This window comes from Coprococcus sp. AM100_B19A, assembly GCF_027662015.1.
In the GTDB taxonomy this organism is placed as follows: Bacteria; Bacillota; Clostridia; order Lachnospirales; family Lachnospiraceae; genus Allocoprococcus; species Allocoprococcus comes.
Genome location: NZ_JAQDKN010000006.1, coordinates 129024 through 146528, shown reverse-complemented (window position 1 = coordinate 146528; position 17505 = coordinate 129024). Strand labels below are relative to the sequence as shown.

Below are 17505 nucleotides of genomic sequence, written 5' to 3'. Positions count from 1 at the left end.
TTTGAATAATAATAAGACAAGAGGAATCAGTGGTCTTTCGATTCTGCTCTGTGTTCTGGTGCTGGCAGGTGTGTACTGGTTTATGAGCCAGTCGGGTGTGCAGCAGACAGCATACACGTATCAGGATTTTCAGAAAGATCTGAAAAAAGAGAAGGTAGAAAGTGTAGAGGTCAAGCAGAACAAAGTCGCACCGACTGGGACACTGAAGATCCGGCTGAAGAATGATGACATCGAACAGCTTCATGTATCCGATGTCAACAGTGCAGAGGATCTGCTTGAATCTTATGACATTTCCTACAGTGTGGACAATGTCCCGCAGGACAGCTGGATGTCAACAACACTGGTTCCGATCATATTGATGGCAGGTATCATGGTATTTGTTGTGATGATGATGAATCGTCAGGGCGGATCGAATGCAAAAGCGATGAATTTCGGAAAGAGTAGGGCAAAGATGAGCACGCAGGAAGAAAACCATGTGACGTTTGCGCAGGTTGCCGGACTGCAGGAAGAAAAGGAAGAGCTTGCAGAGATCGTGGATTTCCTCAAGAGCCCCGGGAAGTATACGCAGGTAGGAGCCAGAATCCCGAAAGGTGTCCTTCTTGAAGGACCTCCGGGAACAGGTAAGACGCTTCTTGCAAGAGCAATTGCGGGAGAAGCAGGTGTCCCGTTCTTTACCATTTCAGGCTCTGATTTTGTGGAGATGTTTGTCGGTGTCGGAGCATCCCGTGTAAGAGATCTTTTCGAGGATGCCAAGAAAAATGCACCTTGTATTATTTTTATTGATGAGATCGATGCCGTGGCAAGACGTCGTGGAACCGGTATGGGCGGCGGACATGATGAGAGAGAGCAGACGCTGAACCAACTCCTCGTAGAGATGGATGGTTTTGGCGCGAATGAAGGAATCATCGTACTTGCAGCAACCAACCGTGTCGATATTCTTGATCCGGCGATCTTAAGACCGGGACGTTTTGACCGTAAAGTCATGGTCGGCAGACCGGATGTGAAGGGACGCCTGGAAATCCTTCAGGTTCATGCCAAGGGCAAACCGCTCGGGGATGATGTGGATCTGGAACAGGTTGCGAGAACAACGGCAGGATTTACCGGAGCTGATCTGGAAAATCTTCTGAATGAGGCTGCGATCCTTGCAGCAAAGGATGGAAGAGTGTATCTGCAACAGGAGGATATCCGCAGAGCATTTGTAAAAGTCGGAATCGGTGCAGAGAAGAAGAGTCGTGTAATTTCTGATAAAGAGAAGAAGATCACTGCATTCCATGAAGCAGGACATGCCATTTTATTCCATGTACTTCCGGATGTAGGACCGGTGTACAGCGTGTCGATCATTCCTACCGGTGTAGGGGCAGCCGGATATACGATGCCGCTTCCTGAAAAGGATGAGATGTTCAATACCAAAGGAAAGATGTTGCAGGATATTACCGTATCACTAGGTGGACGTGTGGCAGAAGAGCTGATCTTTGATGATATTACAACCGGGGCATCCCAGGATATCAAGCAGGCAACAGCATACGCCAAATCCATGGTAACGAAGTTCGGTATGTCGGAAGCACTTGGTCTTGTAAGCTATGGAGATGATAATGATGAAGTATTTATCGGAAGAGATTTTGGTCATACCTCCAGAGGTTATGGTGAACAGGTTGCCACAACGATCGACAGTGAAGTGAAACGGATCATTGACGAATGTTATGACCGTGCAAAGACCATTATTAAAGAGCATGAAGCTGTTCTTTATAAATGTGCAGATCTGCTTCTTGAAAAAGAGAAGATTACAAGAGAAGAATTTGAAGCATTATTTGAAGAATAGAGGCTAGATTATGAAAAAAGAAGCATTGTTTTGTGATGGAACAGAGGCGTATGTGAGTCCGCCGGAACCGGAGGCAGGAGATGAACTTCAGTTGTGGTTCCGTACAGCAGCTCACGACGTAGACGAAGTCTATCTGGAAAACCGCGAACTATGCATTCCAATGAACAAAGTAATCTCAAATAAGGCATTTGACTTTTATGAAGTGAAATACAAATTAGAAGATAAACCATTCCGGTATCATTTTAAGATCAGATCAGGAAATGAGATCTGCTACTATAACAAATGGGGAGCAGAGAGCAAACTTGTGGATTATTATGATTTTAAAATCGTGCCAGGCTTTACGGCACCGGATTGGGCAAAAGGAGCGGTCATGTATCAGATTTATACAGACCGCTTCTGTAACGGCGACCCGGATAATGATGTACAGACGGGAGAGTACTTTTATATTGGAGAGCAGGTTCATCATGTAGATGACTGGTACCGGGATCCGCAGCCGATGGATGTACGGGAATTTTACGGAGGAGATATCCAGGGGATCATTGATAAACTGGATTACCTGCATGGACTTGGAGTAGAAGTTGTCTATTGTAATCCACTATTTGTATCACCATCTAATCATAAATATGACACACAGGATTACGATTATATTGATCCGCATGTCGGTAAAATTGAAGTCGATGAAGGAAGGCTTCTGGATCCGGGAGAAAATAACAATATCCATGCGGACCGTTACCGGACAAGAACTACCAGAAAAGAGAATCTGGAAGCAAGTAACCGGCTGTTCATCAAGCTGGTAGAAGAACTCCATAAGAGGGGAATGCGAATCATCATTGACGGCGTCTTCAACCATTGTGGTTCTTTCAATAAATGGCTGGACAGAGAGCTGATCTACGAGAGCGCCGATGGTTATGAAGTAGGTGCTTTTGTGTCACCGAAGAGTCCGTACCGGAATTATTTTCTATTCCATCGTACCGGGGAGAATGAATGGCCGGGCAATGGAAGCTATGACGGCTGGTGGGGACACGATACGCTGCCAAAGCTGAATTATGAAGATTCAAAAGAGCTGGAAGAGTATGTTCTTGGTATCGCAAAGAAATGGGTTTCACCGCCGTATAATGTAGACGGCTGGAGACTGGATGTTGCGGCAGACCTTGGAAGAAGCAATGAGTACAATCATGAATTTTGGAAGAAATTTCGTAAGGCAGTAAAAGAAGCAAATCCACATGCACTGATCCTTGCCGAGCACTATGGAGATCCGAGTGACTGGTTGCAGGGCGATGAATGGGACAGCGTTATGAATTACGATGCATTTATGGAGCCGGTCACCTGGTTTCTGACCGGGATGGAGAAACACAGTGATGAATATCGCGGCGATCTTCTCGGAAATGCAGACCATTTTATGAATGCGATGAAGCATCATATGGCAAATATGATGACACCGTCACTTCAGACGGCGATGAACCAGTTGTCAAACCATGACCATTCCCGTTTTCTGACGCGTACCAACCATAAGGTTGGCCGTGTGGGACAGCTTGGGTCGCGTGCGGCAGAAGAAGGGGTAAGCCTTGCAGTTATGCGGGAAGCGATCATCATGCAGATGACCTGGCCGGGAGCACCGACCCTTTATTATGGAGACGAAGCAGGACTTTGTGGTTTCACGGATCCGGATAACCGGAGAACTTATCCGTGGGGAAGAGAAAAACGGGATCTGATCAATTTCTACCGTGAGATGATCCAAATCCACAGAAAGTCTCTGGCTCTCAGAAAGGGGTCAATCAAGATGCTGAAAGCAGAACCGGATCTTCTGGCCTATGGAAGATTCTGGGGGAATGAGCAGATCGTGGTTATTATCAATAATTCCGATCATCTGAAGGAAGTAAGGGTTCCGGTCTGGCAGGCAGAAGTTGCCGAAGGACATAATATGGCGCGAGTGATGTATTCTTATGAAGATGGGTATATTGGAGAATTCGAAGAGTATATCGTGAAAGAGGGAAATATTTCACTGATGATGGGTAAGAAATCGGCGATCGTGCTGAAGAATAAGAAGTGGTAGAATGATATAAGTAGTACAAGCCATCCGCCGGGCGAACCTCGGAAAGTCTGGCAACTTTCCTCAGTCGCGTAGCCGCTCATTAAAATAAAAAGATACAGCCACTGAAATGGAAGGATTTCAGGGGATGTAGAATGATAAAGGTAGTACAAGACGTCCGCCGGGCGAACCTCGGAAAGTCTGGCAACTTTCCTCAGTCGCGTAGCCGCTCATTAAAATAAAAAGATACAGCCACTGAAATGCAAGCATCCCAGAGGCTGTATCTTTTTATTTTACTTCGCCCGGCTATAAACGGAAGTTAAAGTCCGCATATGCTGAGCAGCCGTGTTCGTGGATATCGAGACCGTCGAGTTCTTCTCCTTTGGTGACGCGGAGACCTACGGTTTTATCGATGATGGTGAATACGATGATTGCCATTACGAGGACGTAGGCTACGGTTGAAAGGACACCGATCATCTGGGTTTTGAGGGTGTATTCCGGGGAGAAGACTCCAACGAGGATACTTCCTGTGAAACCGCATACGCCGTGGACGCTGATCGCACCTACCGGGTCATCAATCTTGGCTACTTTGTCGAAGAATTCTACGGAGAATACGACGAGGATACCAGCGATCAGTCCGATGATGATTGCAGAGTAGTTGCTGACGGTGTCGCATCCGGCGGTGATTGCTACGAGTCCGGCGAGGGAACCGTTGAATGTCATGGATACATCTGGTTTTCCATAGCGGATCCAGGTTACAACAAGGGTTGCAAGTGTTGCGGCAGCAGCGGCAAGATTGGTTGTCATTGCGATATCACCGAGGTTTGTGGATGCTGCTGTGGTAGAGCCGCAGTTGAAACCGAACCAGCAGAACCAGAGAATAAATACGCCAAGAGCTGCAATGGAAAGGTTGTGTCCTGGAATTGCACGGGCATTTCCTTCTTTATCATATTTTCCGATACGAGGTCCGAGGATTTTGGCACCAACAAGTGCACAGATACCGCCTACCATATGAACTGCTGTGGAACCTGCAAAATCGTGGAATCCCATCTGGGCGAGCCATCCACCGCCCCAGATCCAGTGACCGGTTACCGGGTAAATGAAAATACTGATCGCTGCACTATATAATAAGTAAGCAAGGAACTTAGTACGTTCTGCCATGGAACCGGATACGATGGTAGCGGATGTGGCGCAGAATACTGTATGGAAAATAAGGAAGACTCCGATTGGCAGTCCGTTGAAAAGTCCGTCGGCATCGGCAAGTGTTGTAGGATTGAAGAACCCTTTTATACCGATGATACCATTCCAGTCGGTTCCGTGCATGATCGCAAATCCGAAGATGAAAAAGAACAAACTTCCAAGTACAAAGTCCATCATATTTTTCATCAGTATATTTCCAGTATTTTTTGCTCTGGTAAATCCGGCTTCACACATTGCAAATCCAGCCTGCATAAAGTAAACAAGAGTTGCACCGATGATTGTCCAGACAACATTAAGCAGTAGTTCAGTGGCGGCGGTTGCATCCATTCCGCCTGCAATTAAATCAGATAATCCCATATTTAACATCCTCCATTTCAAATAAAAAGGATAGCTGCAATGAATGATCTACAGACAGTTCATTTGCAGTTATCCTCTTTGATAACAATATTCAACACTATTTTGATTCACATATATTTTTTAGCTAAAGAGCAGCAGATCCGCGTTCACCGGTACGGATTCTTACAGCATCCTGTACTTCGTAAACAAAAATTTTACCATCGCCGTAAGCACCGGTTTTGATCTCTTCGACAATTTTCTGAATCAGAGGTTCTGCAACTTCCGGTTCAACAACGGTTTCTACTTTGATCTTGGGAAGAAGATTTACGCTGTATTCAGCACCGCGATAAAATTGTTTGTGTCCTTTCTGATTACCATATCCCATAATGTTACTGATCATAATACCGCTGACATTGGAAGCATCCAGGATTGCTTTCAGAGCCTCCAGTTTTTCCGGCTGGATAATGATTTCTAGTTTTTTCATAACTGATTCCCTCCTTCTCGATTTAAAAGAAAGAACAAAAAAGGCGTTCCCCGGATAATAGGGAACGCCATCGTTCTTGATACGCTTTATTATAGCGACTGATTTTGATTTGTCAAATTATTTTTTGAAAAAATACAAAAAATTCGCGCATTTATTAGGTGTTGACGGATAAAATGTCATTTGCTAGAATAAAAGATAAGTGAAAAAGATTCCTTTATCAAGAAAGTTTTAAGTTAACAAAGCAATAAGTCTGTATTTAGAAAGAAGATATATTTATACGGGGAGAAAAGGAGGAAAAATACATGATTAATCTCACATTCGGGGAGCAGGTAAAAATTGTCTTAAGCAGAAAAGATATGACAATTAAAGAGCTTGCAGAAGAAATCGAAGCAAGAACCGGGAAAAAGATGTCCCGTCAGAATCTGACACAGCGGCTTGGCAGAGATAATTTTCAGGAGCAGGATATGCGTATGATCGCAGACATTCTTGGATGCCCGTTCCAGCTCAGCATTCTTGGTAATGCGGATTCGGAAAAGGAAGCTTTGGATGAAGAAGAGATGCCGACGGGAAGAGAGCTTGAGAAGCTTACTGCGAAAAAAGAAAGAAAGGCAGCAAGAGAAGAAGCAAAAAAGAATGTAGAACGTGATATTACAGTTGGAGAGATTGTAGATATACTTGAAGAGACCACAGCAGAACCGAAGGAAGAAGCTGTACAGATGGAACTGGATCTTGATGCAGAAGAACAGACTGCCAGGGAGACAGAAAGCGTTGCGGATTCAGATACTTTGGAAGAGGATATTCTGACTGAAGAAGAAACAGAGCCGTACACAGAACCGGCAGAAGATGATGTGGAAGTATCTGCAGAAGACGCAGAACAGATTGAAGAAGAATTGCAGGAGCCCGAACAGGAAGTAGAAGCGGAAGCGGTTGAAGAAGCCGGGGGTGAGGAGATTCCGGAGGAAACTTCTGAAGCTGCTTACCAGGAAGAGGCAGAACCGCAGGAGGAAGCGTACCAGGAACAGCCGGCTTATTATGAAGAGAATCAGCCGGAAACCTATCAGGAAGAGGAAACTCCTGCAGTAGAAGATGCGGAAACTGAAGATGTTCATGAGGAGAAAAAATCACCATTTTCAAAACTTACAAAGCTGATTACTCCGAAAAAGGAAAAGAAATCTTCCGGATGGCCGCAGGATTTCCAGCCGATCAAGCGTCGGGAGGATATTGATGAAGATCTGGTAAATGGAGATGTGAACCCATATACCGGACATGAGTATCGGACAAACAGTGTGCGTATGCATCCACACAGAATCGGTTATGTACAGGTATATGACCGAAAAGATCACAAGTGGACAGACATGACAGAGTGGGCGTTCCTTGGGGTGGAAGAGCGAAAGAAAGCTACGATGGGAAAAGACTACGAACCACCGATTTATCTGGATTAATCAATGAGTTATTTGTCAGAGCGGAAGATTCCGCTCTGATTTTTTAAAAATGGTAATTTTTACCGGAAAGTCAGAATAGTTTAGAACAGGCAGTTAGAAGGAAGGTGCAGGTGCTAGATTATGAAAAGCTTTATCCGGTATTTATATGAATATCAGAATGGAAAAAGGACAAGAAATACAGGTTTTGTAAAGGTTCTTGAGCAGGAAGAGGCGACCGTGGTCCAGATTTATGGGAGAGGATTTCCCGTAGCGGGAGGTCGTACACTGGAAATTTATCTGTTTTATGAAGAGGATGGACAGTGCATAGGGATTTTAATGGGAGAGATCAGAGGGGCGCAGGCAGCATTTGGTTATAAGCTGAGCTATACGACAGACGATGTGGGAGGAGATGGACAGTTTGGCAGGATTGGTGGAATGATCCTTCGGGCTGGAAACGGAGCGGATGCAGGATATTATGGAGCAGTCTGGGATGAGGCGAGACCGGTAGATGTTAGCAGGATGATTACGGAAGAAGAATGGAAGCTAAACAAATCGGGGAAAAATAAAAAAATTGCAATTGGCGGAGACGTGCTAAGCAATGAAAAATACGAGAAGCCAGGAAATGAGAAAATACTTGAGGAGAAAACAAGCCAGAGAAAATCTGAGAATATAGAAGAACAGGATACCTCAGAACAATCTAAAAACACAGATGCAGTTAGGAAATCGAAAAGCAACCCAAATGTGCCGGAAGAAAGAAACTCTCAGAACGCAAATTCAGATTTACCACCAAAAACCACAAAGGATATCATCTATAAAATCACCCGTCAGGAGATTGCCGGACTTCCGCGAAAGGAATGGAAGCTTGCGAATAATCATTTTCTGCTCCATGGATATTATAATTACCATCATTTGGTATCATTTGAAAAAGAAGGGAAATGCTGGATTGGGGTTCCGGGACTGTATTTTCCGGGCGAGCAGCGGGCGGCAGGAGCATTTGGATTCAGTCAGTTCATGAAGCCATCTGATGGTGAACTGGATCTGGAAGAATATGAGATTGAAGATGAGGAACATTTCGGTTACTGGTGCAGACCGGTAGGGGCAGTGATTCGAAAAGAAGTAAAGGAGAAGGAAGATGCGGCAGATATTGACCGAAGACGAAAAATACATGAAGGAAGCGATCCGTCAGGCGAAAAAAGCATGGAAGATTGAGGAAGTACCGATTGGTTGTGTGATCGTATATCAGGGGAAAATTATCGGACGAGGATACAACAGGCGGACAACGGATAAGAATCCCCTTGCACATGCAGAAATTTCTGCAATCAAAAAGGCAAGTAAGGTAATGGGTGACTGGCGGCTGGAAGAATGCACCTTATATGTAACGCTGGAACCATGTCAGATGTGTTCCGGAGCCATTGTACAGGCAAGGATTCCACGAGTGGTTGTTGGATGTATGAATCCGAAAGCCGGATGCGCCGGTTCCATCCTGAATCTTCTACAGGTGGAAGCGTTTAATCATCAGGCAGAGCTTACGACAGGAGTTCTGGAAGAAGAATGCTCACAGATGATGAAGAGCTTTTTCAAGGAACTGCGCAAGAAGCAGAAGATGAAAAAGAAAGAACAGGAATCAGCAAATATGCCGGAAGAAAATCCTTAATCGAAGAACCTGTCAAAGGCAGGCTTTTTTGCATGAAAAAAGCTACGGAAACAAAATCCGTAGCTTTTGTAATTTCTTTTTTTCTGTGCGCTGTGCGTCGAACTAAAGCCTACCAAACGTTACTCTGGCTGTAAACTCAACCCAGGCTACCTTACGGCACCCGAGAGGTTCTGCTTAGTGCTGCTTCGTTCCCGACCTGACACGGTTCACAGAGTCCCGCCGCGTAAGACCCAAATCTCAACGCCACAAACCAGAGGCAGCTTTGACAAGTAAAGCCCTCGGCACAGCATCACCCCCACTATAGCGGATTGTAGGTACAGGGTACCGCTAGCACCCCGGCTGCACAGAACATTATTTTACCGTGTTTTTGTAAAAATGTCAATGTATCTGAGGAGATTTTATTTTATCATTTTGGTTTACGCCAATCTGAAAATGGAGTATGATACTAAAGATAAAACTTTTTGGAAACGGAAAGGAAACGATATGAAAGTACTTTTAGGTGCAGTCAATGCGAAATATATACATTCCAATCTGGCAGTCTACTGTCTGAAAGCATATGCGGAAAAGTATGGTGATACATCAGATGAGATCAGTATTGGAGAATATACGATCAATCAGCAGCTCGATGAGATTCTGCGGGATATCTACAAAAGGAAGCCGGACATGCTCTGTCTGTCCTGCTATATCTGGAATCTTACTTATGTTGAAGAGATCTGCAGGGAGATCAAGAAAGTGATGCCGCAGATCATCATCTGGATAGGCGGACCGGAGGTATCTTATGATGGAGTAAAGGTGCTGGAGCGTCTGCCAGAAGTGGATGGCGTCATGAAAGGAGAAGGGGAGCAGACTTTCTGCGATCTTTTACACTTTTATCAGGAGAAGACAGCGGACGGACTTCAGAATATGAAAGGAATCGTATACCGGGAACAGACCGGGCAGATTGTGGAAAATGAATGGCGCAAGACCATGGATCTGAGTAAGGTTCCGTTTGTATATGAGAACATGGAGCTTTTTGAACATAAGATTATTTATTATGAGACAAGCCGTGGATGTCCATTTTCGTGCAGTTATTGTCTTTCTTCTATAGATAAGTGTCTGCGGTTCCGTGATCTGGAACTGGTAAAAAAAGAACTGCAATTTTTTATCGATCATAAAGTACCTCAGGTTAAATTTGTAGACCGTACATTTAACTGCAAACATGATCACGCCATGACAGTCTGGCGTTATATCAAAGAGCATGATAACGGCATTACCAATTTCCATTTTGAGGTTGCGGCAGACCTTTTGAATGAAGAAGAAATGGAATTGATAAAAACCATGCGACCGGGGCTGATCCAGCTGGAAATCGGTGTGCAGTCTACCAACCTGGATACGATACGTGAGATTCACCGGACAATGAAATTTGAACAGGTTGCAGAAGTGGTAAGGAGAATCAATTCTTATGGTAATGTACATCAGCACCTGGATCTGATCGCAGGATTGCCGTATGAAGATTATGAAAGCTTTGGGAAATCCTTTGATGATGTTTATGCACTGGAACCGGAGCAGCTGCAGCTTGGTTTTCTGAAAGTACTGAAGGGTTCTTATATGGAAGAGAAGAAAGACGATTACGGACTGGTTTATAAAGGAATGCCACCGTATGAAGTTTTGTATACAAAGTGGCTTCCATATGAGGATACCCTGCGCCTGAAAGGGATCGAGGAAATGGTGGAGACCTACTATAACAGCAGGCAGTTCTGTTACACGCTTCCTTATCTGATCCGACACTTTAAAAGACCATTTACGCTTTTTGAAAAGCTGGCAGAGTATTATGAAGAAAATGGGTTGGATACTTTAAGTCATGCACGCACGGCAAGATATGAGATCCTGTATGATTTTGCAAGATTTTATGATGCAGAAAGATGTGAGGCGTATAAGCAGCTTCTGACACTGGACTTTTATCTGAGGGAGAATGCAAAGAGCCGTCCGTTATTTGCAGGCGATGAGCGGATTTCCAAAGAAGAGTTCCGCCTGTTCTATGACCGTGAGGATGAAGAGAGGCGTTATCTGGAAAATTATGAAAATATGGAGAAGCGGCAGCTTAGAAAAATGACGCATATCGAGAGGTTTTCTTATGATGTTCTGGGGGATATGAAAGAGGAAGAATGTGTGCTTCTGTTTGACTACCAGAACCGGAACCCACTGGATCATCAGGCAAAGGTATTTTGTGTTACAGAAGAAATCCGGGAATTATGCAAACAGTAACATCTGACAGTAGTAATGGATATCTTGAAAAAAGAAATGAAAGAGTATAGAATGAAAACAAATGTGTGATTTGAGGTGAAAAAAAGTGTTTAATCCAAAACAGACACGGAAGATAGCGGCAGTGATTATTCTTGTTGTTATTGTTGCAATGGTAGCAACATCAATTATTCCATATATCATATAAAATCAGGAGGATTTTTTTGATGGCGGCACGAAAGAAAAAGAGAGAGTTAAGTGAAAAGGCACAAAAGCGTATCCGGCAGAGAAATCTGCATGTGGGGATTATGGTTATTGCAGCCATCGTGATTATTTTCTCCGTGATTCAGTTCATATTATGGCGGTATGTGAGCAAGGTAGATGAGGAGCATATCTGCAAAAATGTTTTTATAGGGAAGACAGATGTATCCGGAATGACCAAGGAAGAAGCAGTGAAAGCGGTAAACAATACACTTGGAGATTATCGGAATAAGCAACTTGTACTGAAGGTAAAAGATCAGGGCGCAGATGTGTCAATCGAGGAAATGGGAGCGGAAGTAGAAAATATTGATAAGCTTGCAGAAAAGGCGGTCGGATACGGAAAAAATGGAAGCATCTGGAGCCGCTATCAGAAGATACATAATTTAAATAAGAAGAAATATGTCATAGATGAAAGCTTTAAAGTTGATGAAGCAAAACTCAGAGAGCTGATCCAGGAACGTGCGGTTCCGCTGGAACAGAAAGCGGTCAATGCATCGGCATCCTATAACGGAAGCGGATTCGATCTGATAGATGAAGCAGAAGGTTATACGGTTGATGTAGATAAATCCGTGAAGAAGATTAAGAATTTCATGAACAAAAAATGGAATTACGAGGACGCAGAAGTAGAGTTAAAGCTGGATACGGAAGAGCCGACGATCAAAAAGGCAGATCTGGAATCCCTGCAGGATGAGCTTGGCTCTTATACGACAAACGCCGGATGGGGGGACCGCGTGCAGAACATCAGGCGAGCAACGGAGCTGATCAACGGAACTGTTGTTATGCCGGGAGAAGAATTTTCAGTGGAACAGGTCACACTTCCTTACACAGAAGAGAATGGCTATGTGGCAGGAAGTGCCTATGAGAACGGACAGATTGTAGAGAGTATCGGAGGTGGCCTGTGTCAGGTATCTACGACGCTTTATAATGCGGTTCTTTATGCGGAACTGGAGGTCACCCGGCGTGCACCGCATTCCATGAGTGTCAGCTATGTAGAACCATCAAGGGATGCAATGATAGCGGAAGGAATCAGTGATTTTAAATTTGTCAATAATTACGATACACCGATCCTGATTGAAGGATATATTGATGGCAATAACCAGCTTGGTTTTTATATTTACGGAAAAGATACCAGAGCTGCAGGACATTCCGTGGAATTTGAAAGTGAGACTCTGGAGACAACAGAGTATACGAAAAAGTATGTAGAAGATACGGAAAGTGCGGTCGGCTCACAGGAAACAGAGGGAGCCGGAATGGATGGAAGCACGGCACGGCTCTGGAAAGTTACCTATGAAAACGGAGAAGAGGTCAGCCGGGAAGTAATCAATAACAGCACCTATCAGACTTCTGATGTTACCGTGAAAGTCGGGACAAAATCAGATAATGCAGAGGCAACTAAGCTGGTGGAGGAAGCAATTGCAACCCAGGATCAGGAGAAGATTAATGCGGCGATCAGCAAGGCATCTGCACTTAAGTAATAAAAAGCAGGCGGCTGTTGGAAAGAATGGCAGAACAGAAAGAGGATAAAAGTATGAAAGCAGGAAGAGTGTCACAGACCGTCTATCGGCGTTCGGTTTTAAAACAGATACAGAATAATATAGAAGGTATAGATTTTTTAAGACCGTCACAGGAGGAAACCTGTTATATAGCAGATGAAAGTGAAGAGCGGATCACAATCGCAACGGATGTTTCATTAGCCGGAAATGAAAAAGATCTTGGAGTATTTGCCATAGCGCAGGCAGTGGATCAGCTGGCTTCCAGAGGAGCGCGGGCATATGGAATCAGTGTCCGGATCATGCTCCCGACGTTTGCCTATGAGTCCAGATTGAAAGCGATGATGGTGGAGATTTCGGAGATATGTAAAGAAAAAGGTCTCAGGGTTTTCTTTGCAGATGCGCAAAGTGTAAATGGGATCCAGACGAGTATTGTTCATGTAACAGCACACGGTGAGGCAAAAAAAGAACAGCTGCTTGCAAGCAGATCGGCAAAAGCAGGCGAAGAGATTGTCCTGGTTAAATGGATTGGTATGGAAGGAACCTTACGGATCATACGGGAAGAAGGGGCGGCTCTGGCAGAGCGGTTTGCGCCGGGATTCTTAAATAAGTTGGAAGATATGAGAGATGAAATTTTCAGTGACAGGGCAATGGAGATTGCCGGCCGGAACGGGGTGTCAGCAATGCATCCGATCGGAGAAGGAGGGATTCTTGCAGCACTTTGGGATATGGCAGAAGGTGCAGGAATTGGTCTTTCGGTAGAGATGAAGAAAATGACGGTACGTCAGGAAACGATTGAAGTCTGTGAAGTATTTCATCTGAATCCTTACCAGCTTACCAGTACAGGAGCGGTTCTTATGGTGACACCGAAGGGTGAAGAACTAAAGGAAAGACTGAAAAGGGAAGGTATTCCGGCAGAGATCATCGGACACACAACAGAAGGAAACGAGAGAATCATCTGGGGTGGGGGAGAAAAAAGATTTCTCGACAGACCGGCACCGGACGAACTGGCACGAATTTATGAAATGAAGGAGAATGTAAATGCTTAATATTGTACTTTTTGAACCGGAAATCCCGGCAAATACCGGAAATATCGGAAGGACCTGTGTGGCGACGAATACCAGACTTCATCTGATCGAGCCACTTGGTTTCCGGTTAAATGAAAAGAACCTGAAACGGGCAGGGATGGATTACTGGGAACATCTGGATGTGACGACTTATATTGATTACCGGGATTTTATGGAAAAAAATCCGGGAGCGAAGATTTATATGGCAACTACAAAATCACCGAATCTTTATACGGATGTTAAATATGAACCGGACTGTTATATCATGTTCGGAAAAGAAAGCGCAGGGATTCCGGAAGAAATCCTCTGTCACCACAAGGAAGACAGCATCCGGATTCCGATGATCGGAGATATCCGTTCACTGAATCTTGGAAATTCGGTTGCGATCGTGTTATATGAAGCGCTCCGGCAGAATGGGTTTGCCGGAATGAATACAGAAGGACATCTTCACAGACTGGAATGGGATGAATAAAAAAGTGCTGCAAGGCTAAAAACGCTTTGCAGCACTTTTGCTATTGTGAAAAAAATAACTATATAAAATATTTTAAATAATCAACGCATTTAATGGCATTTATTGGTAAAAGTGATGACAATATTTGGAAATTGTATAAGAAAAAATACAATCGTGTGTAAACCAGTGGACATATTTCATAAAAAAGGATATAATAAATGGAAAGTGATATAGAGAATGGAGATAAGTATCATGAAATATAAACAAAGCGTATATAAAACCTTTGCACTCATCAGTCAGTTAGGCATCAGTATACTGGTTCCCATTTTGCTATGCACTTTTTTTGGTACATGGCTGGAAAAGAAGGTTTCTTTTCCAGTTTTTATCCCTTTGGTGATAGTGGGTGTATTGGCAGGCCTGCGCAATGCATGGGTACTTGCGAGACATGCGAATGAAGATCCGGAAGACAAAAACAAAAATTGAGCAGGGAGGAATGAAACAACATGAGTAAGACAGACAATACCGTACTGAAGGATATGATCATCACTATGCTTCTGTATGGAATAATCGTACAGATTGTATGTCTGATTATCCCAGGGGATCATCTGAGAATGACAGCAGGGCTTTGGATCGGGGTGGCTGCAGGTGTTTTCATGGTAATCCATATGAAAAACTCGTTGGATGAGGCGGTACTTTATGGAGAACAGGAAGCACAGAGATACATGCAGAAATCTTACGCGATAAGATATCTGGTTGTAGTTGTAGTATTTATAGCCGTCAGCTGGCTTCGGATTGCGAATGTACTTACACTGTTTGCAGGAATTATGAGTTTAAAGCTTGCGGCATATTTGCAGCCAATTATGCATAAGCTTTTCGCTAAATTCAAAAAATCTAAGTAAAGGAGGTAGAGCGCGTGGGGAACAGCTTAGGAATGCTGGCAGCTAAGGAGCCGGATTTTCAAATTCACGGTCTCGTTAAATTCCAGTTATTTGGGCAGGAGTTATGGCTCACCACTACACATGTCAGCATATTGATCGTAGCGTTATTACTGCTGATTTTTGCGTTGGTTGTCCGAGCTAAGCTGAGCGATGCCGAAGGCAAACCCGGAACCCTGCAGAATATTGCCGAGCTTATCGTTGAGATGCTTGACAATATGGTAAAAGGAAGCATGGGGAAAAACGGACTGGCGTTCCGGAATTATATCGGGTCTTTGTTTTTGTTTTTGATTGTGGCAAACCTTTCGGGACTTTTGGGGCTTCGGCCACCAACTGCAGATTATGGTGTAACACTTCCACTTGGACTTATCACATTTGTGCTGATTCAGTTCAATAACATCAAATACAACAAAATTGAGGCATTTACAGGCCTGTTCAAACCATTGCCGTTCTTGTTCCCAATCAATCTGATCGGGGAGATCGCAGCACCATTTTCCATCTCACTTCGTCTGTTTGGAAATGTGCTGTCCGGTACTGTAATCATGGGACTTATCTATGGTCTTCTGTATAAGATCGCATGGGCATGGCCGGGATTTCTACACATCTATTTCGATGTGTTCTCGGGAGCAATTCAGGCATATGTATTTTGCATGCTGACGATGGTATATATCAATGACAAGATGCCGTCAGCGGAGTAAAAAGCAAACTGGGATCTAAGTTCAGACAGTATCAGGTTTGCAGTGATTAAGGAGGAAAATTATTATGGGTAATATTTCAAATGAAGCTTTAGTTTTAGCGTGTTCAGCAATCGGCGCAGGACTTGCGATGATCGCAGGTATTGGTCCTGGTGTAGGACAGGGTATTGCGGCAGGTCATGGTGCATCTGCAGTAGGACGTAACCCGGGAGCAAGATCAGACATCACGTCTACAATGCTTTTAGGACAGGCAGTAGCAGAGACAACAGGTCTGTACAGTTTGGTTATTGCACTTATTCTCTTGTTCGCAAACCCGCTTCTTGGAAAGCTGTAAAAAAGGTTTTGCCTGTAAAATAAGAGAAAGGAGGCAACGCCTTGGAACGTTTGTTTAATCTGGATGCGCAGCTTCTTTTTGATGCCTGTGTCATGGCACTCAGTATGCTTGTCATGTTCACGTTTCTGTCATATCTGCTTTTCAAACCGGTAAGAAAACTTCTGGAGGACAGAAAGCAGAGAGTTGCTGATGAACAGGAGTCAGCAAAGAATGACCGGAAAGAGGCAGCCGTTTACAAAGAAGAATACGAACAGAAATTAAAAGAAATCGATAAAGAGGCGCAGGCTATTCTCAGTGAAGCACGGAAAAAAGCGATGAAGACCGAAAATGAAATTGTTGCAGAAGCAAAAGAAGAAGCAGCAAGGATCATCACACGTGCCAATAATGAGATCGAACTGGAACGGAAGCGTGCGCTTGATGATATGAAGCAGGAGTTGATCGCCATTGCATCAGCAATGGCAGGTAAAGTAGTAGCAGCTTCGATCGATACCAGTGTACAGGATGAACTGATCGAAGAGACATTAAAAGAAATGGGAGAACAGACATGGCTAAGCTAGTATCAAAGGTATATGGTGACGCCCTGTTTGAAGCTGCCCGTGACTGCGGAAAAATGGATGAGATATTCGAGGAAGTACAGAGTATCGGAGTGATCCTCGAAGAAAATGCAGAGCTTCAGAAGATTCTCGGAAATCCGAGAGTTATGCGTGAAGACAAAGAGCAGATGATCGAGACGATTTTCCGCGGACGTGTTTCAAATGAGATTGTAGAGCTGATGAAGCTGATGATCGAAAAAGGGCGCTACAGCAAGATAGATTCTGTATTTGAATATTTTATCGGACTTGTAAAAGAAGAAAAGAAAATCGGGATTGCATATATCGCTACAGCAGTAGAACTGAGCGAGGCACAGAAAGAAGCAGTCATGCAGCGGCTTCTTCAGACGACAAAATATGAATCCTTTGAGATGAATTATCAGGTAGATGCTTCTCTGATCGGCGGAATGGTGATCCGTATCGGTGACAGAGTTGTGGATACAAGTATTAAGACAAAGCTGTATGAACTGTCAAAGAGCCTGAAGAAAATTCAGGTATAGCAGTTAGAATTAGTAGAAA

General features: G+C 44.0%; 17 protein-coding genes and 1 other RNA gene. 15 read left to right on the top strand and 3 right to left on the bottom strand.

All coding sequences use genetic code 11. From position 1 onward, the window contains the following. The first annotated feature begins 1 nt into the window (after nucleotide 1). On the top strand, nucleotides 2–1819 hold the full coding sequence (gene ftsH / locus PGQ33_RS08050; RefSeq protein ID WP_022220226.1) for an ATP-dependent zinc metalloprotease FtsH: 1818 nt from the start codon (nucleotides 2–4) through the stop codon (nucleotides 1817–1819). Nucleotides 1820–1829: 10 nt separating this feature from the next. Next, nucleotides 1830–3872, top strand: coding sequence for a glycoside hydrolase family 13 protein (locus PGQ33_RS08045; RefSeq protein ID WP_118217405.1), 2043 nt, complete (start codon nucleotides 1830–1832; stop codon nucleotides 3870–3872). A gap of 282 nt (nucleotides 3873–4154) precedes the next feature. Here the strand turns inward: PGQ33_RS08045 and PGQ33_RS08040 are convergent, their stop codons facing one another. Both PGQ33_RS08040 and PGQ33_RS08035 read right to left on the bottom strand, forming a co-directional pair. Beyond that, entirely contained in the window at nucleotides 4155–5405 is a 1251-nt protein-coding gene (locus PGQ33_RS08040; protein WP_270205575.1) for an ammonium transporter, read from the bottom strand. Nucleotides 5406–5529: 124 nt separating this feature from the next. After that, on the bottom strand, nucleotides 5530–5868 hold the full coding sequence (locus tag PGQ33_RS08035; RefSeq protein ID WP_117557518.1) for a P-II family nitrogen regulator: 339 nt from the start codon (nucleotides 5866–5868) through the stop codon (nucleotides 5530–5532). 302 nt (nucleotides 5869–6170) lie between these two features. Between PGQ33_RS08035 and PGQ33_RS08030 the strand changes: the two genes are divergently transcribed. The 3 genes from PGQ33_RS08030 to tadA all read left to right on the top strand — a co-directional run bounded on the left by PGQ33_RS08030 (nucleotide 6171) and on the right by tadA (nucleotide 8943). Next, a complete protein-coding gene (locus tag PGQ33_RS08030) occupies nucleotides 6171–7310 on the top strand; it encodes a hypothetical protein (RefSeq protein ID WP_118217404.1) in 1140 nt (379 codons plus the stop codon). A gap of 120 nt (nucleotides 7311–7430) precedes the next feature. Continuing rightward, a complete protein-coding gene (locus PGQ33_RS08025; protein ID WP_270205574.1) occupies nucleotides 7431–8498 on the top strand; it encodes a hypothetical protein in 1068 nt (355 codons plus the stop codon). Next, the gene (gene tadA, locus PGQ33_RS08020; protein WP_172676465.1) at nucleotides 8422–8943 is read left to right on the top strand and encodes a tRNA adenosine(34) deaminase TadA; all 522 of its coding nucleotides are present in this window, start codon (nucleotides 8422–8424) and stop codon (nucleotides 8941–8943) included. The genes PGQ33_RS08025 and tadA overlap by 77 nt, the downstream gene beginning before the upstream one ends. 83 nt (nucleotides 8944–9026) lie before the next feature. Here the strand turns inward: tadA and ffs are convergent. Further along, an RNA gene (gene ffs, locus PGQ33_RS08015) (signal recognition particle sRNA large type) lies at nucleotides 9027–9290 on the bottom strand. A gap of 136 nt (nucleotides 9291–9426) precedes the next feature. On the opposite strand from ffs, the gene PGQ33_RS08010 reads away from it, so the two are divergent. From PGQ33_RS08010 to atpH, 10 genes are all read left to right on the top strand, one after another. After that, nucleotides 9427–11187 carry a B12-binding domain-containing radical SAM protein gene (locus tag PGQ33_RS08010; RefSeq protein ID WP_270205573.1) on the top strand — a complete coding sequence of 587 codons (1761 nt, stop codon included), beginning with the start codon at nucleotides 9427–9429 and terminating at the stop codon, nucleotides 11185–11187. Between the two features lie 203 nt (nucleotides 11188–11390). Then, nucleotides 11391–12899 (top strand): VanW family protein, encoded by a 1509-nt coding sequence (locus tag PGQ33_RS08005; protein WP_270205572.1) that lies wholly within the window; start codon nucleotides 11391–11393, stop codon nucleotides 12897–12899. Nucleotides 12900–12952: 53 nt separating this feature from the next. After that, nucleotides 12953–13963, top strand: a complete 1011-nt coding sequence (locus PGQ33_RS08000) for an AIR synthase-related protein (RefSeq protein ID WP_055156264.1) — start codon at nucleotides 12953–12955, stop codon at nucleotides 13961–13963. Next, on the top strand, nucleotides 13956–14453 hold the full coding sequence (locus tag PGQ33_RS07995) for a tRNA (cytidine(34)-2'-O)-methyltransferase (RefSeq protein ID WP_117557510.1): 498 nt from the start codon (nucleotides 13956–13958) through the stop codon (nucleotides 14451–14453). The genes PGQ33_RS08000 and PGQ33_RS07995 overlap by 8 nt, the downstream gene beginning before the upstream one ends. A gap of 231 nt (nucleotides 14454–14684) precedes the next feature. Further along, on the top strand, nucleotides 14685–14915 hold the full coding sequence (locus tag PGQ33_RS07990; protein WP_022220232.1) for an AtpZ/AtpI family protein: 231 nt from the start codon (nucleotides 14685–14687) through the stop codon (nucleotides 14913–14915). Between the two features lie 20 nt (nucleotides 14916–14935). Then, nucleotides 14936–15331: a hypothetical protein gene (locus PGQ33_RS07985; RefSeq protein WP_117835075.1), complete on the top strand. Its 396-nt coding sequence runs from the start codon at nucleotides 14936–14938 to the stop codon at nucleotides 15329–15331. A gap of 14 nt (nucleotides 15332–15345) precedes the next feature. After that, entirely contained in the window at nucleotides 15346–16065 is a 720-nt protein-coding gene (gene atpB / locus PGQ33_RS07980; RefSeq protein WP_022220233.1) for a F0F1 ATP synthase subunit A, read from the top strand. 64 nt (nucleotides 16066–16129) lie between these two features. Then, nucleotides 16130–16396 carry an ATP synthase F0 subunit C gene (atpE, locus tag PGQ33_RS07975; protein WP_117557506.1) on the top strand — a complete coding sequence of 89 codons (267 nt, stop codon included), beginning with the start codon at nucleotides 16130–16132 and terminating at the stop codon, nucleotides 16394–16396. A gap of 41 nt (nucleotides 16397–16437) precedes the next feature. After that, nucleotides 16438–16953 (top strand): F0F1 ATP synthase subunit B, encoded by a 516-nt coding sequence (gene atpF, locus PGQ33_RS07970; RefSeq protein WP_270205571.1) that lies wholly within the window; start codon nucleotides 16438–16440, stop codon nucleotides 16951–16953. Further along, nucleotides 16941–17486, top strand: coding sequence for an ATP synthase F1 subunit delta (gene atpH, locus PGQ33_RS07965; RefSeq protein WP_008370066.1), 546 nt, complete (start codon nucleotides 16941–16943; stop codon nucleotides 17484–17486). Before atpF ends, atpH begins: the two co-directional genes overlap by 13 nt. Nucleotides 17487–17505 lie beyond the last annotated feature (19 nt).